Origin of the sequence: Enhygromyxa salina, from assembly GCF_000737335.2 — a bacterium.
In the GTDB taxonomy this organism is placed as follows: domain Bacteria; phylum Myxococcota_A; class Polyangia; order Nannocystales; family Nannocystaceae; genus Plesiocystis; species Plesiocystis salina_C.
Window position 1 is genome coordinate 19,799 of the sequence record NZ_JMCC02000037.1, and the last position, 21,117, is coordinate 40,915.

Below are 21,117 nucleotides of genomic sequence, written 5' to 3' on the forward strand. Positions count from 1 at the left end.
AGTGAACGATCCATGCTCATGGCCAGGAGTATGGCCCTGCACCTCGCTACGCTCCTGAGCTCGAGCCTCGCGGCGACGGGCTGCGCTCACGATGCCGCGCTCCCCAAGGGGCAGGTGATCGAGTACGAAGCGAGCGCAGAGATCGACGCCCCGCCGGAGCTCGTGTGGGCGACCCTGGTCGAGTTTCAGGCCTACGCCCAGTGGAACCCGTGGCTGGTCGAGGCCGAGCAGCTCGGGCCGCTCGAGCCAGGCGCTGGCGTCAACGCCAAGGTCCGGCTCGGCGACGAACCACTGCGCACCGCCAAGCACCGCGTCGTGCGGGTCGAGGCCCCAGCGGTCCTGTGCTGGCGCGACGCGGGCTGGCAAGTCGGCCTGGTCCAGGCGCAGCGCTGCCGATTTCTGGAGGCGCGTGCCGATGGCGGGACCTCGCTTCGGGTCACACTGACGCTCGGTGGCGCCGCGCGTGGCATGGCGGTTCGCAAGTACGGCGCCGCCATGAGCGAGGGCCTGGCGAGCGAGACAGCGGCATTGGCCGCTGAGGCGGAGCGTCGGGCCGGCGCTCCGCCCTGACAGCCGGGTGACGAGACAGCCCGATGACCGAGCGCGTGGAAGGTGGGCTGCGCAGGAGGGGTGTTGCTCCACGAGGTGCACGCGCTCGAGAAAGCGATCTTCGAGGTCGACCTTGTGGCCCAGAGTCATGGGATCCGGTTGGTCACCACGATATCGCGTATAAGTCCATTGTCGGAACAGGTGATCGCTGATCGCCCCATGGCGATGTTTCACCGGACCGCCTACGCCCCGTGGCCCGCGCTCGCCCTACTGGTATTGGCGGTACTCTTCGATCCCCGAGTGCCCCGCAAGCGCAGCTAGACTTCCGTGCTCCGGCCATGTCTCGGGCGTAGCGATAGTTGGTGGCATCGGGCTGCCCAAGCTTGGCCCGGTTCGTGCGAGTGAGCCCGGCGGTCCATGGCCGCTGGCGATTGACGCGTTTGTCGTGATGTCGAACCACCACCATCTGGTGCTGACGATGCGCAGGGGCGCTTACCGGATTTTCAGTGGCAACGGAGCGAAGTCCGCGTCACCAAATCTGCGCAACATTCGCTAATATGATTCACGGGCGGGGACCGGGGAACGGGCGGGGATCGGGGAGTCGAGCTCGCCGATGTCGACCAGGTCACTTGACCGCTTCTTTGCGAAAAAATACCGTAGCCATGTGATAGAGAAATACCCACGTTTCTCCCTCGCTTCGGCCTCGATTCTCTGGCTGGTCGGGTGCACCGATCCATCGATCGACGGTTCGTGTGACGAGATCGGCGCTTGTGAGACGGAGGATGGCACGGGCGACGGCGACGGCGACGGCGACGGCGACGGCGACGGCGACGGCGATGGCGATGGCGATGGCGACGGCGACGGCGACGGCGACGGCGATGGCGATGGCGACGGCGAAGATCCCGGTCCCATCGAACCCAAGGAGATCTTCAATGAGCGCCGCGCTTGGGTCTTGGAGACGCTCGCCAACCCCGACGGCTGGGCGACGCTCCTGGGCGCGCTATACGTCGATCCCGACGACCCCGACGCGCTCGCGCAGGCGGTCCATACGGTGTGTCTGGGCAACGATCAATCAGTGCCGTCGGGGACCTATGCCCTGGGCCTGTACTGGGAGCACTTCTCCGAGGCCCAGCGCCAGGAGATGAAGGACTGCATGAAGTCGTGGCACGAGATCAACGGCCACGGCACCGAGAATCACGCGTTGATGAAGAACTTCGCGGGCTTCTTGTTCACCCAGTGGTTTCCCGGGGAGGATGATTGGCTGACCAACCAGGGGCCGCTGGTACCGGGGGACGAGCTGCACGAGTCGATCAGGGCCAACCTGCTGCAGGCGATGTCGAGCCTCTACGACAAGGGCTACACCGAGAATCTCTCGACCACCTACGACATGCTGCACCTCTTCCCGCTGCTGGGGCTGTATGCCTTCGCCGATGACGAGGAGATCGTGCGGGCGGCCGAGGCTGCGCTGCTCTTTCACTATGCCAACCTCGCCATGAACACCTTTCATGGCATCACCCTGCCGCCCTACAATCGCTCGAACTACCAGCAGGTCAACGCCAACTATCAAGGCGTGCAGCCCAACGTTCAATTCATGAACTGGATGTACTGGCCCGAGGGCACCAACATCACCGATGATGTCGAGACCTGGCGCTCGCACAGCCACAACTCGACCGTGGTCTACAACGCCTCGATCGAGTGGTGCCCGCCCGATGTGATCCGCAAGGTCGCAACGGGCAATACCACCAGCTACACCGGGCACGGCTCGTTCGCGCGCTTCGGTGCGTGGGGTGAGGGGCCGTCCCACGACAGCATGCGTACGGTCTATCGGACCAGCGACTACGCGGTGGGCACGGGCTTTTTGCGCTACCAGCCCGGCGGTTTCTACGTCAACTTCAAGAACTTCATGCTCGCCTACGCGAGCAGCGATACCTACAATTACATCGAGAGTTCACACAACTACTGGGGCAGCGCGCTGACCGAGGCCGCGGCCTGGCGCGGTGCGTCGAACTCTCCCTTCCAGGAGATTGCCCATCACGAGAACACGGTGATCAGCCTGTTCAACATTCCCGAGCTCGACCCGTGGGAGGGCCTGGGCTACTGGGCCGACCAGCGGCTCCAGGCGCCCATCCAGCGGGCCGACACCCGCTATCCCAAATCGGTGGACGAGGTGGTCGAGAGCGAGGGATGGATCTTCATGCGTGAGGGCGACGTCTACATCGGGATTCGTCCGTTGCGCGACTACGTCATCGACACGGAGATGACCGACGAGCTGGCCGAGTTCAACATGATCCGCTCGGAGGGGGCGACCAACGCGATCGTCTACGAGCTGGGCACGGTGGCGCAGCACGGCAGCTTCGAGGGCTTTCAGGCCCAGTTGGCGTCGAACTCGCTCGAGATCGACTGGGAGACCCTGAGCGTGAGCTACACCGACTCGGACGGCGACGTGCTGCGGGCGACCTGGGTCGCGCCCGACTACGTCTATGACTCAGACGTCGTGGCCGTGGTCCGACCCGAGATCGAGATCAACGAAGTGGTCCAACCACCGTTTGATCCCGAGCTGTGGCCAGTGCTCGAGGGCCCCTACGTGAGCCTGGTAGATCGGGTGCTCACCGTCCACCAGGGCGGACGCACCTTGACCGTCGACTGGTCGGGCGAGATGCCCGTGGTCACCGAAGAAGACTGAGCGGACGGTTCGAGCATCGTTAGCTGCGGGCCCTCGTCGCTCGGTGCGGACGGCTCCGCGCCGAGCGCGAGCTCCGTGTGGTCGTGGCGACTCGCCAAGCTCTCAGTTGGGGATCCAGCGCAGCACGTCAAACTCGGGCACGACGAGCTCGCCGGGCCCCTCGAGATCCTTGATCACCCAGGGGTGTTCGGGCCCCCCATGATCGTGTGCGAAGCAGCGCCCCTCGGGCGAGACCTGCAGGGCCCCTTCATAAAGGAGCACGTACGACTTCTGCGCCGCGGGGCGCATGACTTGGGTCGAACTCCCGACCAGGGTGTTGTTGGGCGGGAGCTCCCAGTTCCCCGGGCAGCTCCCGCTCTCGGTGGCTTGAATCCAGTAGGTCCCGGTGCTGAGCGCCCCGAGCGAGACGCCCGCGAAGCCGCTGATCTGCAGGCCGAGATTGGACGGGGCCCAGTCGTCGTCGGGGCCAACCAGCGTCCAGATCTTGGCGACCGAAGCATCTCGCCACAATGTGAACAGTTCGCCGTTGGCCCCGACCGAAGGTTGCGAAATACAGTCGATCGCCGTGTGGCCGGGCGGCGGGATCATTTGCACGTCGTCGCTGGTGTCGTCGGCGCCCAGGTGCAGATAGCGTCGCGCGCCGTTCTTGCGCAATTCGAGCATTACATGGTGGCCATCGCCGCGCAGGCCCATGCTGTAAATGTCCCAACCTTGGGCGAGGTAGGGCTCGATCTCTGGCCACGGGCGCAGCGTGACCTGCTCGGCGTGCTGCTCGACCACATGAAAGGCCCCGTCGATGGAGCTGAGGTAGACCAACAACGATTGATCGCGGATCCATATGCTCTTGTAGTCGTCCCAGATCGCGTAGGCGAGACCGACCTCCGCTTTGGTGACCACGTTGCGAAACCGCGGGAAGCTCTCGCCGACCTCGATCGCCATCCAGTCATCGGGCATGATCACGCCGGCAGCGACGCCAATGAACTCATCGATGAGCTCGCCGCCGGCCCCGAGCACCCGCGAATAGGAATTGTCGCTGTCGTTGTAGGGCGAGTAGGCAAAAAACGCGACGCGTCCGTCCGAGGACAGGAACGGCGGGCGCCCCTCGGGCTCCCAGATGTCGTCGGCGCGCTCCCATACGATCTCGCCCGTGTCCCGATCGTAGAGGCGGTAGTGCGCGCGGTTGTGGTCGAGGCTGCCGCCGAGTTGGTCGTAGACCATGGTGAACAGCGACTCGCCGCGCGCATCCATGAGCAGCTTGATGTCGGCGTCGTCGACCGCGGCGGGCAAGCTGGTGTCGAGCACGATCACGGCCTCGTCGTTGCGCAGGAGCGAGACCGTGAGCGGGTCTTCCGCGATGAGCGAGACCAGCGTGCGACCAAGCGGATAGCCGCACATGCCCTGGGCCTCGCCGTCGCCGTCGCCATCGCCGTCGCCGTCGCCGTCGCCGTCGCCATCGCCGTCGCCATCGCCGTCGCCGTCACCGTCGCCGGTCGTGCCGCCGTCGCCATCGCCGGTCGTGTCGTCGGTCCCGGACTCGGGTCCGGTCGTCGTCGCGCTCGTCGAGGTCTCGGCGGTGGTCTCGGAGCCAGCATCCGACACCCCTTCGCCCGGCTCGACACACCCGAACGCAACACACAGGACGAGCGAGGGAACCAGGCCGGGGATCGGTCGTGTCAGGATCATGGCAGCGAAGGTATCACTTTACTGTCTGCTTCAACGAGCAGGTGTGGACTCTCGAGAGCCGGCCAAAAAGTTGAACATCGCTGCACATCATCGCGGCGCGGGTACGGCCAGCGACTCGCCACATTGCCGGGCTCGAGGGGATCGCTGGGATGCGTACTTTCCATGGCGCATACACCTGCGCCACCCGAGCCGACGGGATGCTCGCGTGCTGGGGCCAGATGCCGAAGGGAGCGCCCGGCGTCGAGGGTGGCGAATCGACCGGGTGATCTGATCCAGCCTCGGCTACCAGACGTGATGACCGGGTTGTCGAGATCTGCGACTCAGCTGGGCGTCCAGCGATGCGAACACGAAAAGCACTCCCAGGTTGGTTCCCCCGGGCTGGCGGCCGGTCGACGGTCGGTCTGCATCGAGTCGCACGCAGGGCAGCCCGCGGCACCGGCGGTCGTGTCAATGCCAACCACCTTGGGACCTCCCGGCAAGGTGACCTTGTAGAGACCCCAGAGCGCGGCACCCACGATCGGCGCCGCGATGAAACCAGCCCAGCCACGAATCGCCAGCGGCAGTCCAACGACCGTGAGCAAGAAGAGCACGGCGAAGACCCCCGTGTGGACGGGGTTGCCGACGCGCAATGGCTCTTCGTGTTCGGGCGGGGCGGTCACGGTCCTATTTACCACGGCGACCGCACCCGCATGAACGCCTTCGACAGCTGCTCGGCGACTTCTACTCGGTCATCGCAGCCCACACCCCTGACGGGCGCAGAGAATTTTCTCGCCGCCTCGCACTCATTTTACCTGGGTCTGTTTGCGCGCACGCCTGCGATGGAACCATGCGATGCCGACGCCCAACGCGAGCAGGGTGAAAGGAACGAGCCAGCCCAGCTCCACAGCTCGGATGTCCGGCGAAGCCTCGGGGGCCTTGGTCAACACGTCGAAGCGCGCCGCCACCCCGGCCTGGAGCTGCTGGGTCTTCGGTTGTACGAAGGTCACGAGCACGGGGCCGAGCTCGGCCGGGAAGTGTATCTCCAGGGTCTGTCCCGACCACCCGGCCGAGGCGGACTCGAGCTCGACCGGCAAGAGGCGGGCGTGGGCATGGCCGCCAAGGTCGGTCTCGATAGCGACCGCCGCCGCCGCGCTCACCAGCTGCTCGCGGCTCGGGAAGCTGCGAAGCTCGAGGGCCACCTCGGCCCCGTCGAGTTGGAGACGCGTGCCGGCGAGCAACGCGTCCGGGTCCGGCAACGACCCTGCGTCGGCGCGCAAGTAGATCGTCAGGTTCTCATCGCGCAAGCTGACGCGAGCCGTGTTGGTCTCGAGCTCGTGGGCGTGGGCATGGCGACCGAACGGCGCGAACAGGAGCAACGCCGTCACGAGCCAGCCCAGCGCGCGGCTCATCGACAATACTCTCCACTTTCGACAACGCCTTGGTTGGTGACCGTGCGCATCTCGAACACGTAGCAGTTCGCGGTGTCCGAGGGTTCGTAGCTGATGTAGTAGTCCTCGCCTGCGTAGCGGTAGCGCATCACACGTGCATCGCCTTCCGGGGCGAACACGAGATCCTCCACGCCGCCTTGCGGTGGTGTTCCGGGCGGTCGCCCAGCCCCGTCAGCGCTACGAAGGGGCGGGACGCGCGGGAGCGCGTCGGGGTCGGCCTCGCCGACGAGGCATTGAATGGTGTATGGCCAGCCCGCCGAGGTGTGGTAGCGAAAGCCGAAGGTGTCGTCCGCTTGGTGGTTGCACACGCCGAGCGTACCGGGCTCGATCTTGCTCCCGTCCGGGTTATTGTCGCCGTAGATCGGGTACCCGTCGAAGGCCCAGCCAATGATCGCGTCATCTCCGGCGTTGGCCATCTGCGCGATCATGCACGTGGGCGAGGCATGATAGTGGTAGTCGTCGCCGCGGCCTGCGTGTCCGCCACAGTTGTCGAGCTGTCCGAGCGCGATGGTGTCGACCTCCGGGTGGTGGGCGGACAGATCCTGCTGCGACAGCTCGCCCCCAGCGCTGTAGTCGTACATCGGCACGCCATTGACGGCGACGCCGAGCGCGGCGTCGACTGTCGTCACCGCGGCGGCCGGGCTCGGAGCGAGGCGAATCGGCGAGGTGTAGTTCACGGCCGGCACGGGCACCTGCTCGTTCGTGCCGACGATGCCCGTCATCAACTCGTGATCTGGATAGGTGTCGGACGCGAGCAGGGCGTAGGTGTCATCGCAGGTCACCTCGACCTCGGAACCGAAACCAGCCTCCTCGATTGAAGCGGCAATGACCGCGCAGCGATTCGTGGTGTTCGACGGCGTGCCCATAGGAGCCTCGCTGGAATTGCTGCACCCTGCGACGAGGGCGAGCAAGATGAACGACGGGTGTCGAATGGATGTGTTGAGCATGGTGGGTTCTCCGTAGTGGGACACCGCCGCGTTAGGAGCCCGTGGTGCAATGCATCGCGTCGCCTCGCGCAGGAATTTTCGTCGAGGGCGAGGCGCTGAAACGCAGCTGTACCGGGCGTACTGCAAGTTTCGGCAACACTGCCCTCGGCGAAAAGGCCAAGCGAGGCGGTGCGAGGCATTGCACCACGGGGTCCTAGACCTAGAGCGCCGATCAGTTTGGAGTCGCGGCGTCAGGTGCGTCTGGGGCCGTTCCTGCCTAGGAGGGAGGCCGAAGCTGTATCCGGCATACTGCGAGCGCCGACCGACAACGGCAGGGGCGGTCCCAGATGTGCCTGGCGTCGTGAATTCAAACTGATTGGCGCTCTAGGGCGCCTCGATGGTGACCTTGCACAGCAGCGTATTGTGGGTCTCGAGATCCGAGGTCCAGATGAGGCGCGCGCTGTCGTCCCAGGTGATCTGGTCATAGCCATCCTTGGGCCGGACCTCGTCTTCGCTGTACTCCGTAGCTCGACTCCACTCGCTGGTATCGAAGTCGGCAGACGTCCAGCCCGGCGGCTCTTCACTCGAGCTGAACTCGCAGGTCTCGCTCGGGTTGGGATCCTTTTCGCAGCTCTTGTCGAGGGGGGCTTCGTGGATCACGAGACAGCGCCAGGAGCGGTCGGTGACCGCGACGACCGAGCCGGTCTTGGTGTTGGTGACCTGGGCGATGAAGCCGCCGTCTCCCATCTGTTGCTTGGGTTGGCCGATGTACTCGAGGCCCGTGTCGTTCTGCTTGTAGTCCTTGATGACGAAATTCAGGTGCAGGGGGTAGCTGCCGTCGAAGCTGAAGGTCTCGCTGTTGAACGAGCGCTCCGTGGTGATCGGCACGCTGTCTTCGAGCACGAGGGTGTCGCCGAGGTACATCGCGAACCAGTTGTCCGCCCACACCTCGACGGTGAACTCCCCTCGCGCGGCCGTGGAGCTAGCCGTGGAGCTGGCCGTGGAGACTGGGGCGTCGGTGGTGGAGGACGAACAGCCGGCGATGAGGGCGAAGATGGCGGTGAGGGCAGCGCGAATGGGCATCATGAGTACTGGCCAGGGTTTGGAGATCAAGACACCTCACCCTGTGCGCTTGGTTTACGTCGAGGCGCCAAATGGCCAAAAATGGGCGGCTCGAGAATTTCGCCGAGCAGGTCAACTAGACGAGGCCGTGGCGTGTCTTTCGGTCGAGACATGTCCAACCCGCTCCCCGATCGCCATGACCCCCTCGTCGCCCTCATCGATCGTCACTGGCGTCCGGAGGCCCGCAGCGCGGGTGACTTCGTCACGGCCGTGCGTTGGTCCCGACGTCGTTCTCGGCGCGAAGACGCGGCCTCGCTCATCGCGCTGGCTGCGGCCGTGCTGCTCCTCGTCCTCCGATCCAGCGGCAGCCCCGCCAGCGAGGCTGCCAACGTTTGGCTCGATGGGACCTCCCTGTCCGCGACCACGTCTGTCTACGAGGGCGAGTTCGCCGGGCTGCAGCGGATGTTCCTCGGGGGTGAGCAGCGGTGAGCCGGGTCGCCCCGTTCGCGGCCGGGCTCGCGCTCGGCCTGGGGATCGCCCTTGGGGTGAGCGCTCTGCGTCAACCGGAGACGCCGCCTGCGCGGAGCGCTGCGCCGATTCAGGACGTGCTCGAGCACCACGCGGATGCGCTCGGCCTCGACCGCGCGACCATCGAGGAGGCCTGGGCCCTCGCCAACGCCGCTCGCGCCGAACTCGATGGCTATCGGGCAACGATTCGCGCCGAGCGGGAGGAGTTGAACCAGATCCTCGACGCGGCCAAGGTCGACCGAGCGCGCATGGCAGCCGTCGTCGCCGAGATCAGCGCGGCGGAGAGCGAGCTACGGATCCGCGAGCTCGAGGTCATGCTCGAGATCCGAGCGTTGCTCACACCAGAACAAATCGAAGAGCTCGAGAAGCTTGGCCCTCCCCCGCCCCCATCACGCAAGCGTTGACCCGCCTCGATCGAGCCACGCGGCGAACATGGCGAAACTCGAGAGGGGGCGGAGCTGACACATTCGGATGAGCGCGAGGCGGCGTTCGAGCGCTTCGTTGCGACCCACTACGACCGAGCGGTTCGCTTCGCCTGGCGACTGTCGGGGGCCGGCAATGGGGTCGCCGAAGAGCTCGCGCAGGAGGCCTTCGTCGTCGCCTACGACAAGCGGTTGGCACTGCGCGATCCCGCTGCGCTCGAGGGATGGTTCTTCCGCATCCTCGCGCGCCGTGCTGCCAACCATCGTCGATGGTCGGCGGTCCGGACCCGCTTCGCGCGCAGCTTCGTACCCGAGCCGTCGCCAGCTCCGAACCCGCCCGAGCCCGCCCTCCGTGCTCGGATCGGTGCGGCAATGGACCAACTCTCCGAGGCCCAGCGTGCGGTCTTCGTGCTCGTCTATCTCGAGGGCTTCACGTTGGACCAAGCCGCGGAGATGCTCGACAAGGCGCCGGGAACCGTACGCACGCATCTGCATCGCGCGCTCAAGACCCTGCGGAGCGAGCTGGCCGAGGTGATGGCCGAACTCGACTAGCAGGGTGGGTACGTGGAGCTGCGCGACCTCGAAGTTCTCGTTCGTCCGCGCGAACCTGGGGGGGAGGGGCTGCTAAGCCCCTCCGGCGGGTTGCGAGGAACGTGAACGATGTCGCGGTCTTGGTTCGCAACCCGCCGAAATCATTAACTCTTCTTGTCCCGTCCTGTCCCCTCCCACACACCCGGTTGGAGCAGGGTCACAGCACACCCACAGCACAGAGACGCGAGGGATGAAGCAGCCGGCCCCACGGATCCGCGAGGCCGGCTTCTTGCTTCCGTGCGGCGATCGTCTACGTCCCTTCGCAAAACCGCACCGCAGGGCTCAGGCGGCCTTTCCCTGCTCCCGTGCGTACCGATGATGGAGGCCTCCAACCCTCGGCAGGGCGATGACGTTGCCGAGATTTGGGCCTTCGACGGGACGATATTGGGGCGTGTCCTTCTCGAGCCCAAGATGGGTTCGGTCACGGTGGTAGTAGTCGACGTAGCTCTGGACGACACGAAGTACGTGCCGCTCGTTGAGCGCGATGATGTGGTCGAGACAGTCGCGGCGCAGGCTGAGGATCCACCGCTCCGCGAAACAGTTTTGCCAGGGCGAGCGCGGGGCGGTCTTGACCTGCTCGAGACCGAGTCCGTCCACCGCCTCGATCCTGACAGGCGGATAGGTGTCATGTTGCGGATGACAGCGCGAGACCCGCGACGATCTTCACCGCTACGACCGTAGATCGGACGCTCGGGATCTCCGCCAAGCGCTGAACGGAGGACCCCGTGGAAGCTCCTGGAAGCCACTCACCGCAGCCCCGGGTCGCCGGCGAACTCGAGAGCAAGCTCGCTGCGCTCGCTCATCGTGGGCCCTCGAGCTCGCCGACGACCCGGGGCTGCTCGCGCCGGTGCGGTATCGATCCGCACTCGGGTTTCGAGGCGATCGTGTCGCTCATGATCGCGGTCGTCGGCCTGGCGATAGCGATTCTCAGCGCCCAGCCGCGAGCTGTGACGCGCGCGCAGATCCGAGCTGAAGCTGACCGCATAAATGTCTACCCTGGAGCGAGGTGCTGCCTACTGCAGCCTGCAACCGCAACGGAGAAACAGATGAAGTACCTCGGAATTGACGTTCACTCATCCGCCAGCGTGTGGTGCCTGCTCGACCAGTCTGGCGAGCAGCGCGGGCGCACTCCAACCACCTACCCCGATCTGTGTGAGCTCGCCTCGAGGCTGAGCAAGGACGACGAACTCCTCGCGGGCCACGAGGTCGGTGGGCAGGTCTACCTCGTCCACGACGCGGTCTCGGCCGCGGGTGTGACGATCCAGGCATTCAACGCCAACCACCTGCGCATGATCGCCGCGTCGCGCAAGAAGACCGACAAGCGCGACTCCTACTGGATCGCGCGAGCGCTACAAACTAGGATGACCCCGCACCCCGTCTACATCCCCCGCGGCGAGGTTCGCCAGCTCCGGCGTTTGCTCGCTCGCCGCCGGATCGTCATGCGAGATCGCAAACGCTGGCAGTACCGAGCTCAGGGCGTTCTTGCGGTCCTACGGGGTACGGGTCAGCCCCGGCAACAGCCAGATCAGGAACAAGATCGACCAACTCCTCGAGCACCCTGACGGCGTCGAGACGATCTGCTCGACAGCCTCGGTCTCTGCGAACGGGCGATGTCGTTGCTCATCGAAGAACGAGAAGACCTCGAGAAGAAGATAACGATATTGACAAAAGGCAATGATGTCATTCGTCGAATACGTAAAATCCCCGGAGTCGGCGAAATGGTGTCAGCGAATATCTATGCGACGATCGGTGACGTGAGCCGATTCCCGAATGCTCGCAAGCTCGCGTCTTACGCGGGTCTCGTCCCGACAGTCAGCCAAAGCGGAGGCCCGGCCAAGCTTGGCCACATCACCAAGGAAGGCTCGAGCGAGCTGCGTGCGGTCATGATCCAGGTTGCCCACATCGCTTCGCAGCCTCGGACAAAGAACGCTGACGAGCTTCGCGCTTACCTCGAGCGGATCCGAGGCAGCCGCGGTCGGCGGAAGATCGCGTTGACTGCACTCGCACGCTACATGCTGAGCATCGCGTATCACCTCTGGCGCGATGGCACCGAGTACGACCCCGAGCGAATGAGGTGTAACACCATCAACTGAGTTTCAATCAAGGCCGCCGCCGATCAGCGAAGTCAGTTTTGGGTCAGGCCGTGGATGTCCTGGGCTCCCACCTCGAGTGAGGAGCACACCCCCGGATAGGTTGGCCGACCCACTTTTTCGCATGGCACCTTGTGCCCGGGCCTCGAGCTCGAGCACGTATGGAAGGATGGTGACTCCTGATTTTTGCGGCACCAGATCGTCTCGATCCCGAGGCGCGGGCTTTGCCGTGCTTCGAGTCGAAGGCCAAGACTGACCACTCACGATCTGCATCAGATTCACCTTGACAGGCACCATGGAAGGACATTCGATCCGGGCTCGGCGGCAGCGTGAACGTCGCACCGCTCATTTCGGCGTGTGGATCGGAAGGCGAAGTGGGCCCGGGCCGGGTCGGGTGGCGAACAAGCCCCCAACTACACCCCGTTCGGCGCGGTCTCGCGCCGAACCTGCCCTGAGCCGCGAGCCCGAGACACGGCTCGACCATCACGGCCTGGTCTGGGTCGGGTCGTTCACGCCGCGAAGTCGAGTTCGAGTTGGCCAGCTAGCGCTGGCTGGCCTCGGCCGCGGGGGCGGGCGAGGACCGAGGCCCAACTCGGCGAGCACCTGCGCGATGTCGTCCGGCTTGTTGGCGATCTTCACCAAGCGCATCCCACCTCGGCAACGCGGGCACGTCATGATATCGACCGCGAACACCCTCTGCAGGAGCCACGCCCAAGGGTGTCGAGTGGGTTGCTTGGCGAGCACCTCGAGCTCGGTCGCCTCGCCGTCGAACGACAAGCGTATCTGCGTCGGCTCGTTGGCCACCGCCACGGGACCCGGCACGACCTCGGGCCGCACCTTGGCGTGGGCAGCGAGCACGCCGTGATAGCGGCGCTCTCTTCTCGCTTGACGCTGAACAGCGTGTCTTTGCACAGCGCACGAAAGTGCGAGCCCTCGCCGTCCTCATCGCCGGTCAGACCATGGGTGCCGCGATCTTCGATCACCAGCTCGAGCAGGCGCTCGGAGGCGTGGTCTGGTTCTGATCCGCTCAAGGGTGTGCAGGTCGATGCGGCCTGCATGGCGAATTCGACTTGTACGGGGCAGTGATGGCGTCTCCCGAAGACGGATCGCCCAGGGGCAGCAGGATCGCCTCACGCTGCCTTAATGTCGCCCTTGCCAGAGCACGCAACAGCGTTGGGAAACTCCCACAATGGCAAAAGTCAGACTCTCGGCCCAACTGCTCGACGCCCGGGATACCCCTTCGAGGTCTTTCCCCCGCAGCTCGCACTTCGTCGTGCGCTGGTCTGGTTCGTCTGGTCCGTGCCGTTGAGGTGGCCACATCGGGGCCAGCCAACCCGCGCCCCCCCTCGACGGACACGCCTGCGCCAATCTGACTTTGCTGTGAGCTCGAATGCCCCTATAGACTCGGGTCTATCAGCGCCACTCCACGAACAGCGGCATCTCGGCCCGCTCTCGCTCGAGATAGGGGCGCAGGGCTCGGGCGCAGCCCCTCCATATCAAGGTCACCCGATCTTTGTCGGGCTCCAACAGGAGGGTCTGAAGCACCGCCTCGGTGCTGTTGAGCTTGCCTTCGCGACCATCGGTACAGATCTTCGGCGCCCGAGGCAGGGTGAAGCGCCAGCGCGGCTGAGAGGGATGCAGGTTGTGGAGTTCGACCTGTTCGCCCCCACGCAGGTGCGGCACCTGAAGTCCGACTGGGGCACCGTTTTGGACCTCATAGCGGGCGCTCGAGACCAGCCGGCCGCGTCCGTCCCCGAGGTAGTCTGGAACCAGGTCCCGCTCGACTTCGATCGGGGGTGCCTCGAATACCTCCGAGATTGGCACGATGCCAAAGAACGCAACTCTCGGGTACCACGCGAAGTCGACCCAGCGCGGCGCGCGAGGGATAGGCATCCGATGCCAGCGCAGCATGTCGCCCATGACAATGCGCTCGGGCGTCAGCGGGTCAAGAGGATCCTCGAGCTGGGGGAGCTCGAGCGCCTCGACGGCCGCCTTTGTGGCATCGCAGAGGTAGCCCTTACCGACTGGATTGCGTGGATAGCGAAAGGGGGAGCAGGCGTCGAGGTCGATCTCATCACCGAAGGCTTTGACGAGTTCGGGCTCGTCCTCGAACGAGACGCCGTACTTCTTGTCGGCCGCTCTATCGTGGCCGCCGTAGGCGTTGCGGAAGTCGAGCGGGACTCGTTCGAACAGCGCCGGGCTCGTGAACCGGAGTCGGCCGTCGTGGTCCAGCCAACACTGCCGCTGGCCGGAGGTGAGGATGTGGTAGCGGTACTTGCTCGCCAGGATCACCGCTTCGATCTGGCTCGTTCGCCCGTAGCCATAGGCGTGTCCACGCACGACGATGTCGGTGCGTAGCTTGTAGGGGTATTGATCCGTGTCCGCTTCGAGGATCACTGGATCGTCGGCATCATGGATCGGCTCTTCGACCAGGGGAGAGGTGGGGTCCGGGGTGCATACGCCGTTCGGCGCGACGAGGTAGCTGCGCTTCGCGATGACCGCGAGGAAGGGGCTTTCGTCCTCGAAGCGGGCCGAGAGCTGGGCTACTGTGGGGGAGGGCCGGTGAAAGATAGTGGACATTCTGTATTCCTTCAGGGACGGCAGGGAAACTCTTCAATCCCGCCCTGCTCGAAGTAGCTCTCCACAGCTGGAGAGTAGACGGGGGGCTCGGGGGTGACCGTCGGCGCAAGGGCGGGGACACTGGTCGAGGCGACTGCCGCTGGCCCCTCCGCCGACCCGTAGTACAGATTCTCGAGGCCGCCCTGGGCCCATTCCGTGACCGCCCCACCGGGAGTCCAGAAGCCGAAGTCCCCGGCGTCCGCGCCCATGGGACCACCAACACCGAAGCCGATCGTGTTGTTCACGATCAGATCGAAGATCTCGCCAGTGCGCTCGTTCATCACCTCACTGAATGCGACGAGGATCCGATATTGGGCGTTCCGTCCGCCACTCGGAGCGAGGAGACCCAGATTCCTCAAGATCTTGCGGGCCTGGTATTTGGTCAAGATCTGGGCGCCGAAGTGTCTGTTGAGGAAACCCGATATTCGCTTGGAGATCTTACCGATGATCCAGGAGAGCGCGACTTGGATAGCGAAGTCCAGCAGGCCAGAGAGGAACCCAAACAGGAGGTCCGCCCAGCTCATCTGCACGAGGTGTGTGGTCGGTGCGATGACCCGGCCGCTCGGAGTGGGGATGGCGCCACAGTTGAGGTTGGGGTTCACGTAGATGAGCGCAGCAGCGGCCACGGGGCTGCCGTCCACCCTGTAGTTCGAGGGTCCGAAGTAGGACTTGGACGAGCTAAGCGCCAGATCGAGGGGCGTCAGACAGTGGACAATCAGGGGGAGTTGAAAGTGGGGGATGAAGGGCCCGATATCGGTACCCCGCTTCATCGTGTAACCCCATGCCTGCGTGAGCGCCGTCGTCGAGTAGTCGGACCCGAGGTCGAGTCCGTACATGGTGGAGATCGTGAGAAAGGGTGCCCGAGGCAGGGTCGGGATCAGACTGAATAAGGGCCAGAGCAGGTGGAAGTCCAGCCCGATCATTGGGTGCCAGTGTTTGAGGACGGCGCACTTCATTGGGCTTCTCCATACGAGGTGGCAAGAGGCACGCTTGCCCACGCCGAAGAGGGCTCGGCGACAAGCAGCTGGATATGCCGCTTTTGCAAAGGGATCATCTGGTAGCGGAAAGGAAAGCGGTACGAGAGAAAGGCGCGCATGCCCTCGGTGTCGACGCCGATCTGGTCGATCGCAGGCTCCCTGACGACCTCCTGCTCACCGAAGCGCAGGACCAGGCGCAGAGGCGGCGGCGGGAGGCGAAACAAGACCGGGCCATCGTGTCTGACGCCGGTGATCCGGACCTCGTCCCCGGCGTGGGCGGCCGGGGCGATCATGTCGGGGAAGGCCGCGTTGAACAGGGTCGAGCGCAGCTCGGTAATCACGTGCCGTTCGAGGTCGACGCCGACCGAGCGGCGGACGCGAGGGCCAAACACCAGGTCGCAGGCTTGCACGCCGACGGGATCGGGCCGGTCGTCCCAGCGGTCGATCAGCGCCTCGGGGTTTTCGATGTTGGGGAGGGGCTGACCCCGGGCGCTGTCCTCGTCGATGTAGAAGCCGCGGCCACGCGGGTTGTCGACGAAGGGCACCTCGAGACTGTCCCACTCCCCCGAGCCACCGTAGGCCCGCTCCAGGGTGAGCGGTAGGATCGAAAAGGGAATCGGGGCGCTTGGGCGCAGGCCGGTCAGCCCGCGCTCCCAGCTTCGATCGCCGATGACCGCGATCCGATGGCGCCAGCCCGGTCCGACGGCCACCTCCACGTCGAGACGGGTCACCGGCCGCTGATGAGAGGTGCGCGCGTAGCCGTGGAGCAGCACATCGACGCCTCCGCGGATCATCAACTCGTCGCCAGGCATGGGGCCGAACGCGCTCTCCCACGGACCGGGAGAGATCGGCCAGGTCTGCTCGTCGGCGATCCGCAGCTCCTGGCCAAGGATGTCGTAGGCGACGCGGATGGCGACCGATCCGAACAGACGCCGCTCGCGGATCACACCACGAAACAGGTCGGCGGGGTAGGGCGTCTTGTTTTCGAGCTTCATGGCTGCTTGGCGAAGTTGGGGGAGGGGCTAGCGGGGGTCGTGGTGGTGCAGTTGACCAGGACGCGCTCACCATCGATTCGGACGTCGTCGTTGGCCTCGACGACGGCATCCCCAAGCTCGGCGCGGATGGTCTGGATGCGAGCCGTGCTGTGCAGATCGCCGTCGGCATGGAGCCGCAGGTCACCGCCGGTCTCTATGTCGAGGCCCTTCTCGGACCGGAGCTTGAGCCGCTCGGCCTCGAGGATCAGTTCCCCTGTGGCGCGGAGGGTCAGGCCCGGCCCCTCGAAGCGGAGGATAGGCCCCCGCTCGCTTAGCTCGATCACGACCATGACGGCCCCTCCGTGGTTGAAGAGCTCGACGGTGTCCGACTCGCCGCCCTCTCGCGTGCGCCGGATCTCCAGCCGGTGATGCCCGGCGAGGTCGAAGGAGGAGGCCGGCGCGACCGCCCCCGGATCTAGCTGGTTCGTCTTGGTCGTCATCACATCTTCGTTGTACCTACTCGGCGCTCTCACCTGTGACGTCCCCAACCGCGCGCTGCTAATTGACGTTCACGAGGCCGCCCGTAATGTTGACCGTATCACCTGAGACATCGACGCTACCGCCCCTACAGGTGATGTTGCCGCCACTGACCGCGACGCTGCCTCCGCCATCGGTGAGCACCGATGTCGGAGCTGACACGGTGCTGACGCCTGGACTGCTGACGGTCGCGTTCGCATCGAGGAGTACCTGACTCCCGTCGCTGCTGGTCGTGGTCGCGTTGCCATCGAGGGTCACGTTGCTGCCTCCGTTGCTGGTCATGGTCGCGTTCGCGTCGAGTACCAGCAACGCCCCGCCCCCAGCGTTGAAGGTAATCTTTCCTGGGATCATGGTAATCGTGCTGCCCCCACACGTCAGCTTGAGCTCTGTCGGCGCCTGCACAGCGATCGTGTTGCTGGCATCGAGCACGTAGTCGCCGGTGATCCCCAGCTTCGAACCGGAGACTCCGTCGGCAGGCGCTGAGCCGACGATCGTCATGCTCTGGCTCCCGGTCACGGTCACGGTCCGATTCTTACTAACCGTCATGGTCTGGTTGCCGCTGACACTCTCAGTCTGGTTGCCGCTCACCGTGTTGGTCTGGTTGCCGCTGACACTCTCGGTCTGGTTGCCGCTCACCGTGTTGGTCTGGTTGCCGCTCACCGTGTGGGTCTGGTTACCGCTGACTACATTGGACTGATCGGCACCGACGGTGGTGCTATGGTTGGCGCTGACCGTGGTCGTGTGATCGTTGAGCACCGTCTCGTTGAGATCCTTTTGCGCGTGCAAAAAAATCTCCTCGCTGCCTTTGGCGTCGTCGAAGCGCAGCTCGTTGAATCCGCCGCCGCCGGGCGAGCTTTCGGACTTGATCGTGCTCTTGGTCTTCTCGTCGGGGAGAGGGTAGGGCGGGGTCTGGTTGCCGTTGTAGACGCACCCGACGGCGAGCGGTCGATCGGGGTTGCCATCGAGGAAGTCGATGACGACTTCCATGCCTACGCGCGGGATGAACAGGCTGCCCCAGCCAGCGCCGGCCCAGGCGTGCGCGACCCGGATCCAGCACGATGCGGTCTCATCGTCGGAGCCGATCCGATCCCAATGGAACCGAACCTTGATGCGACCATGAGGATCGGTGTGAATGTCTTCGTTCGGGTCATCTGCGGGACCCATCACCGTCGCGGTTTGGGCCCCGTGGACGCGTGGCTTGGGCGTCAGGAGGTGCGGTCGAAACGTCCGCTCAATCGGGATGCACTCGAAGCTGTTGGTGTAGCGTGGGCACTCAGCGTCGGTACGGCCGAGCTCCTCTTCTGGGAGGTCACCCTCGTGCCGTACCCGCGTGACCAAGAAGGTCTGATCGCTGAGCTCGGCTCGGCGATGCTCTCCGAGGGTGAACTGGCGGCCGGGCCCCAAGCCAATGATGTTCGACGTGCCGACGATGGTTCGGAGTTCGCTCTGGGCCAGCTCGAGCCGGCGGATCGCTAGTGGTTCGCGCTGAGCGAGACCGGATCCGTCAAAGCTCCTTGCCCGGGGATCGTGTACTGGATCATCGACGATCTGTCGGCGATCGTCGAACAGGTAGAGCTCGCGGGGGCGCCCGTAGGGATCCTCCCCGCTCCGGACGCTCTCGTCGAGGTTGTCGGGAACCTTCCAGTTATAGCCGCGGGTTGCGACCTTGGTCATTTGCTCGGTCAACACGTACTCGAGGCCCTGGATCGACTCTCGATCAGCTTCCTCGAAACGATCGTGGATGATCGGGACGGCGTCGCCGAGAGCCAGTACGACCTCGGGATAAGCGTCGTTGTTGTCGACCAAGACCAGCTGTTCGCGGAGGTTATCGTCGTCACCCTCGAAGTGGTAGGCGATGCCCTCCTCTTCCATGATCCGCGAGCAGAAATCGAAATCCGACTCGCGGAATTGCACGCAGTAGTCCCGGGCTACGTACTGCCCCAGGAGGCCGCTGTTCGTGTCGACCTCACGGTTGTACTCGGCGAGGGCGGAGCCGAGCACCGCCTGGAGAATTTCAGGGACGGTCTGGCCCTGAAACACGCGGGTGTTGACCTGTTGTTCGAGCAACCGTAGCGCAGGGACAACGTAGACTCGAACGAGGTGCTGGGCGCTGCTCACCCCGATCTCCTCGACGCGGTGGACGATGCCATGCCTGGTGCGGACCAGGCCATATCGCTCGAGTGTGAGCTCGACGTTGGCCCCGAGCAGCGCCGCAAGGGACACCTCGGCTCCGTCGCTGATGAGATCAACCACGATCTCATAGGGCTTCGATAGACTTTCGATACAATCGATGTGACGGACGTGCCAATCGACGTCCGCGCCGCCGTCGACGAAAAACAAGTAGCGAACGTGATCGAGACGAATGAGGTCCTGCATGCGGGGCGTCTTCACGGCAACGGCCGTGTCGGCCGTTCGCTCGGGCTCTACAGTCGTCGGACGTCCGCGTTATGTTCGATTGACGAGTACCCCGCAAACTGCGGCGCAGCCTACGCATAGGACACGCGATGCGGGGGAAGGCATCGAGGGCGTCGTCCACGGCAGGTCCGAGCTTCGCGCTTCAGCAGCAAAACAGGGAAAAATCGGGGTGGCGGGCGACAGCTCTCGTCGACATCGAGCACGCCGGGCATGGCGCCGGGTCGATCTCGCAGGCGGAGAGGCGTGCGCGAACTGCTTTCTCTCTCCTACTGTCACAGAGGGACTTCGTGTACTCTTCAACTGTGGCGAAGATGATGCCGAATAGTCCCCTCACCTTCAACGGAAGCGAGGGCGAGCGAGAGGTCTTCGAGGCACTTCGGCTCCTTTCCAACGACGTCTACGTCTTTCATTCACTCCGCTGGATCGGGAACCCGTCCCGTGGTCGAAGGTGCGCGCAAGGTGAAGCGGATTTTGTCGTGTTCGACCCGCGTCGAGGCATCCTCGTGATCGAGGTCAAAGGCGGCATCATCGAGGTCGAGGATCGGCGCTGGTTCCAGACCAACCGCGCGACCGGTGTACGAGGGAAATTCGGGTCCTCGGAAGAATCTGTGGGTCGACCACGACACCGAGGCGCCGCCGAAGTGCCACGCCACGACACCGCCCTCCAGGGCAAGCTCGCTACGCTCGGCGCTGCGCGCCCCTGGACCGCGGTGCCGCGACATGGCTTCGAGCCGATGTGGGCAAGCCAAAGGCTCGGCCCGGGTCCACGCGGGCGGGCTGTCGACGGCGGCCCAACGTTTCGTACATCCCCCGACACCTCGAAGCGATCCGCGGCTTGTGACGTCGAACAACCCTCTTGAGTCATCCCTCGTGCTTGGCGCAGGCCCTTTACATGACGACCAAACTGTTTCCGATCACAATTCAAGATTGTTTCCAATGTCGCGGTAGTGCCAATACCCGCCTGATGTCCTCCGACAGGCCAGACGACACGCTGAATTGCTCCTGAGTCAGACCCCGCGCCTTTCGAAGCGAGCGCAGGTGTCGACCAAAGCCGTCCTTTGGTTGGTCTTCGCCATCACGCGAGCCCTTCGAGTCGCCGCGATCGCACCCAACGTCCGAGCGCCCCGGATGACCGAAGCACACGCAGCTGCGTGAGCAGCTCGTCGAGGGTCGCTCGCCTCGCAGGATCGGAGCGAAGCCCCCACCGCAGCGCCGAGCTCACGGCCGATGGGACGCGGGTCGAGTCGCGCCCGCGCTCGCAGACTTTCCCCTCACGGGCGCGCTCGACCAGCACGAGTGTTGCGGCCGAGGCGTCGGCACCACCGGGAGCCTCACCGAAGGGCGGACCCCCGAATAGGCACGCCCACGTGCAGCACGCAAGCACGAACACGTCTCCCGCGGGGCCCTGCCTGCCGTCGGCGACCTCGGGCGCAATGTAGCCCGGCGTGCCGCTGACCCGCTCCGTGCAACCGGGTGCCGTGACCAACCCGAAGTCGCCGAGCTTGGCGACGCCGGCTTTGATCAGCACGTTCTCGGGCTTGATGTCGCCGTGCACGAGCCCAGCTGCGTGAACGCTCGACAGGCCGCGCCCGAACTCGAGCACCCGATCCAAGTTCCTCGGCTACCAGGCCACC

At 64.9% G+C, this 21,117-nt stretch carries 20 protein-coding genes; 8 read left to right on the forward strand and 12 right to left on the reverse strand.

Annotated features, from left to right (window positions below; all coding sequences use genetic code 11):
- Window positions 1-18 precede the first annotated feature (18 nt).
- Both DB30_RS15395 and DB30_RS15405 read left to right on the forward strand, forming a co-directional pair.
- Window positions 19-570 (forward strand): SRPBCC domain-containing protein, encoded by a 552-nt coding sequence (locus DB30_RS15395; protein WP_165703780.1) that lies wholly within the window; start codon window positions 19-21, stop codon window positions 568-570.
- A 643-nt stretch (window positions 571-1,213) separates the two neighbouring features.
- A complete protein-coding gene (locus DB30_RS15405; RefSeq protein WP_052549543.1) occupies window positions 1,214-3,232 on the forward strand; it encodes a hypothetical protein in 2,019 nt (672 codons plus the stop codon).
- Window positions 3,233-3,334: 102 nt separating this feature from the next.
- Here DB30_RS15405 and DB30_RS15410 read toward each other — a convergent pair whose 3' ends face one another.
- The 5 genes from DB30_RS15410 to DB30_RS15435 all read right to left on the reverse strand — a co-directional run bounded on the left by DB30_RS15410 (window position 3,335) and on the right by DB30_RS15435 (window position 8,351).
- Window positions 3,335-4,915 (reverse strand): hypothetical protein, encoded by a 1,581-nt coding sequence (locus DB30_RS15410; RefSeq protein ID WP_052549545.1) that lies wholly within the window; start codon window positions 4,913-4,915, stop codon window positions 3,335-3,337.
- A gap of 320 nt (window positions 4,916-5,235) precedes the next feature.
- Entirely contained in the window at window positions 5,236-5,574 is a 339-nt protein-coding gene (locus DB30_RS15420) for a hypothetical protein (protein ID WP_052549547.1), read from the reverse strand.
- A 123-nt stretch (window positions 5,575-5,697) separates the two neighbouring features.
- Window positions 5,698-6,303: a hypothetical protein gene (locus DB30_RS15425; RefSeq protein WP_052549550.1), complete on the reverse strand. Its 606-nt coding sequence runs from the start codon at window positions 6,301-6,303 to the stop codon at window positions 5,698-5,700.
- On the reverse strand, window positions 6,300-7,289 hold the full coding sequence (locus DB30_RS15430) for a YHYH protein (RefSeq protein WP_052549552.1): 990 nt from the start codon (window positions 7,287-7,289) through the stop codon (window positions 6,300-6,302). The genes DB30_RS15425 and DB30_RS15430 overlap by 4 nt, the downstream gene beginning before the upstream one ends.
- Before the next feature lie 363 nt (window positions 7,290-7,652).
- A complete protein-coding gene (locus DB30_RS15435) occupies window positions 7,653-8,351 on the reverse strand; it encodes a hypothetical protein (protein WP_205632990.1) in 699 nt (232 codons plus the stop codon).
- Window positions 8,352-8,501: 150 nt separating this feature from the next.
- Between DB30_RS15435 and DB30_RS15440 the strand changes: the two genes are divergently transcribed.
- Genes DB30_RS15440 through DB30_RS15450 form a run of 3 tightly spaced genes read left to right on the forward strand, consistent with a single transcriptional unit; the run spans window position 8,502 to window position 9,832 of the window.
- The gene (locus DB30_RS15440; RefSeq protein WP_052549553.1) at window positions 8,502-8,819 is read left to right on the forward strand and encodes a hypothetical protein; all 318 of its coding nucleotides are present in this window, start codon (window positions 8,502-8,504) and stop codon (window positions 8,817-8,819) included.
- Window positions 8,816-9,262 (forward strand): Spy/CpxP family protein refolding chaperone, encoded by a 447-nt coding sequence (locus tag DB30_RS15445; RefSeq protein WP_052549554.1) that lies wholly within the window; start codon window positions 8,816-8,818, stop codon window positions 9,260-9,262. Before DB30_RS15440 ends, DB30_RS15445 begins: the two co-directional genes overlap by 4 nt.
- 54 nt (window positions 9,263-9,316) lie before the next feature.
- Window positions 9,317-9,832, forward strand: coding sequence for an RNA polymerase sigma factor (locus DB30_RS15450; RefSeq protein ID WP_276204360.1), 516 nt, complete (start codon window positions 9,317-9,319; stop codon window positions 9,830-9,832).
- 321 nt (window positions 9,833-10,153) lie between these two features.
- Here DB30_RS15450 and DB30_RS15455 read toward each other — a convergent pair whose 3' ends face one another.
- On the reverse strand, window positions 10,154-10,468 hold the full coding sequence (locus tag DB30_RS15455) for an integrase core domain-containing protein (protein WP_052549559.1): 315 nt from the start codon (window positions 10,466-10,468) through the stop codon (window positions 10,154-10,156).
- Between the two features lie 449 nt (window positions 10,469-10,917).
- Between DB30_RS15455 and DB30_RS15460 the strand changes: the two genes are divergently transcribed.
- Both DB30_RS15460 and DB30_RS15465 read left to right on the forward strand, forming a co-directional pair.
- Complete coding sequence (locus DB30_RS15460; RefSeq protein WP_165703783.1) at window positions 10,918-11,433, forward strand: IS110 family transposase; 516 nt, start codon at window positions 10,918-10,920, stop codon at window positions 11,431-11,433.
- A gap of 48 nt (window positions 11,434-11,481) precedes the next feature.
- On the forward strand, window positions 11,482-11,964 hold the full coding sequence (locus tag DB30_RS15465) for an IS110 family transposase (protein WP_052549562.1): 483 nt from the start codon (window positions 11,482-11,484) through the stop codon (window positions 11,962-11,964).
- A gap of 1,410 nt (window positions 11,965-13,374) precedes the next feature.
- On the opposite strand, the gene DB30_RS15470 is transcribed toward DB30_RS15465, so the two are convergent.
- From DB30_RS15470 to DB30_RS15490, 5 genes are read right to left on the reverse strand one after another with little or no spacing between them, the layout of a single operon-like run.
- Window positions 13,375-14,541 (reverse strand): DUF2169 domain-containing protein, encoded by a 1,167-nt coding sequence (locus DB30_RS15470; RefSeq protein ID WP_052549564.1) that lies wholly within the window; start codon window positions 14,539-14,541, stop codon window positions 13,375-13,377.
- Between the two features lie 11 nt (window positions 14,542-14,552).
- Complete coding sequence (locus DB30_RS15475; RefSeq protein WP_052549566.1) at window positions 14,553-15,536, reverse strand: hypothetical protein; 984 nt, start codon at window positions 15,534-15,536, stop codon at window positions 14,553-14,555.
- On the reverse strand, window positions 15,533-16,552 hold the full coding sequence (locus DB30_RS15480) for a DUF2169 domain-containing protein (RefSeq protein ID WP_052549568.1): 1,020 nt from the start codon (window positions 16,550-16,552) through the stop codon (window positions 15,533-15,535). Before DB30_RS15480 ends, DB30_RS15475 begins: the two co-directional genes overlap by 4 nt.
- On the reverse strand, window positions 16,549-17,031 hold the full coding sequence (locus tag DB30_RS15485; RefSeq protein ID WP_052549570.1) for a hypothetical protein: 483 nt from the start codon (window positions 17,029-17,031) through the stop codon (window positions 16,549-16,551). Before DB30_RS15485 ends, DB30_RS15480 begins: the two co-directional genes overlap by 4 nt.
- A 58-nt stretch (window positions 17,032-17,089) precedes the next feature.
- Window positions 17,090-19,444 carry a type VI secretion system Vgr family protein gene (locus tag DB30_RS15490; RefSeq protein ID WP_052549572.1) on the reverse strand — a complete coding sequence of 785 codons (2,355 nt, stop codon included), beginning with the start codon at window positions 19,442-19,444 and terminating at the stop codon, window positions 17,090-17,092.
- 353 nt (window positions 19,445-19,797) lie between these two features.
- On the opposite strand from DB30_RS15490, the gene DB30_RS43105 reads away from it, so the two are divergent.
- Window positions 19,798-20,343, forward strand: coding sequence for a nuclease-related domain-containing protein (locus DB30_RS43105; RefSeq protein WP_420870669.1), 546 nt, complete (start codon window positions 19,798-19,800; stop codon window positions 20,341-20,343).
- A 215-nt stretch (window positions 20,344-20,558) separates the two neighbouring features.
- Here the strand turns inward: DB30_RS43105 and DB30_RS15500 are convergent, their stop codons facing one another.
- Window positions 20,559-21,086, reverse strand: coding sequence for a protein kinase domain-containing protein (locus tag DB30_RS15500; protein ID WP_240480242.1), 528 nt, complete (start codon window positions 21,084-21,086; stop codon window positions 20,559-20,561).
- Between the last annotated feature and the right edge of the window lie 31 nt (window positions 21,087-21,117).

What these genes read in the sequence shown, in the direction of transcription:
- DB30_RS15395 (WP_165703780.1), top strand. Translation starts at nt 19, where the DNA reads ATGGCCAGGAGTATGGCCCTGCACCTCGCTACGCTCCTGAGCTCGAGC.
- DB30_RS15410 (WP_052549545.1), bottom strand. Translation starts at nt 4,915, where the DNA reads ATGATCCTGACACGACCGATCCCCGGCCTGGTTCCCTCGCTCGTCCTG.
- DB30_RS15425 (WP_052549550.1), bottom strand. Translation starts at nt 6,303, where the DNA reads ATGAGCCGCGCGCTGGGCTGGCTCGTGACGGCGTTGCTCCTGTTCGCG.
- DB30_RS15430 (WP_052549552.1), bottom strand. Translation starts at nt 7,289, where the DNA reads ATGCTCAACACATCCATTCGACACCCGTCGTTCATCTTGCTCGCCCTC.
- DB30_RS15435 (WP_205632990.1), bottom strand. Translation starts at nt 8,351, where the DNA reads ATGCCCATTCGCGCTGCCCTCACCGCCATCTTCGCCCTCATCGCCGGC.
- DB30_RS15440 (WP_052549553.1), top strand. Translation starts at nt 8,502, where the DNA reads ATGTCCAACCCGCTCCCCGATCGCCATGACCCCCTCGTCGCCCTCATC.
- DB30_RS15460 (WP_165703783.1), top strand. Translation starts at nt 10,918, where the DNA reads ATGAAGTACCTCGGAATTGACGTTCACTCATCCGCCAGCGTGTGGTGC.
- DB30_RS15465 (WP_052549562.1), top strand. Translation starts at nt 11,482, where the DNA reads ATGTCGTTGCTCATCGAAGAACGAGAAGACCTCGAGAAGAAGATAACG.
- DB30_RS15470 (WP_052549564.1), bottom strand. Translation starts at nt 14,541, where the DNA reads ATGTCCACTATCTTTCACCGGCCCTCCCCCACAGTAGCCCAGCTCTCG.
- DB30_RS15475 (WP_052549566.1), bottom strand. Translation starts at nt 15,536, where the DNA reads ATGAAGTGCGCCGTCCTCAAACACTGGCACCCAATGATCGGGCTGGAC.
- DB30_RS15480 (WP_052549568.1), bottom strand. Translation starts at nt 16,552, where the DNA reads ATGAAGCTCGAAAACAAGACGCCCTACCCCGCCGACCTGTTTCGTGGT.
- DB30_RS15485 (WP_052549570.1), bottom strand. Translation starts at nt 17,031, where the DNA reads ATGACGACCAAGACGAACCAGCTAGATCCGGGGGCGGTCGCGCCGGCC.
- DB30_RS15490 (WP_052549572.1), bottom strand. Translation starts at nt 19,444, where the DNA reads ATGCAGGACCTCATTCGTCTCGATCACGTTCGCTACTTGTTTTTCGTC.
- DB30_RS43105 (WP_420870669.1), top strand. Translation starts at nt 19,798, where the DNA reads ATGCCGAATAGTCCCCTCACCTTCAACGGAAGCGAGGGCGAGCGAGAG.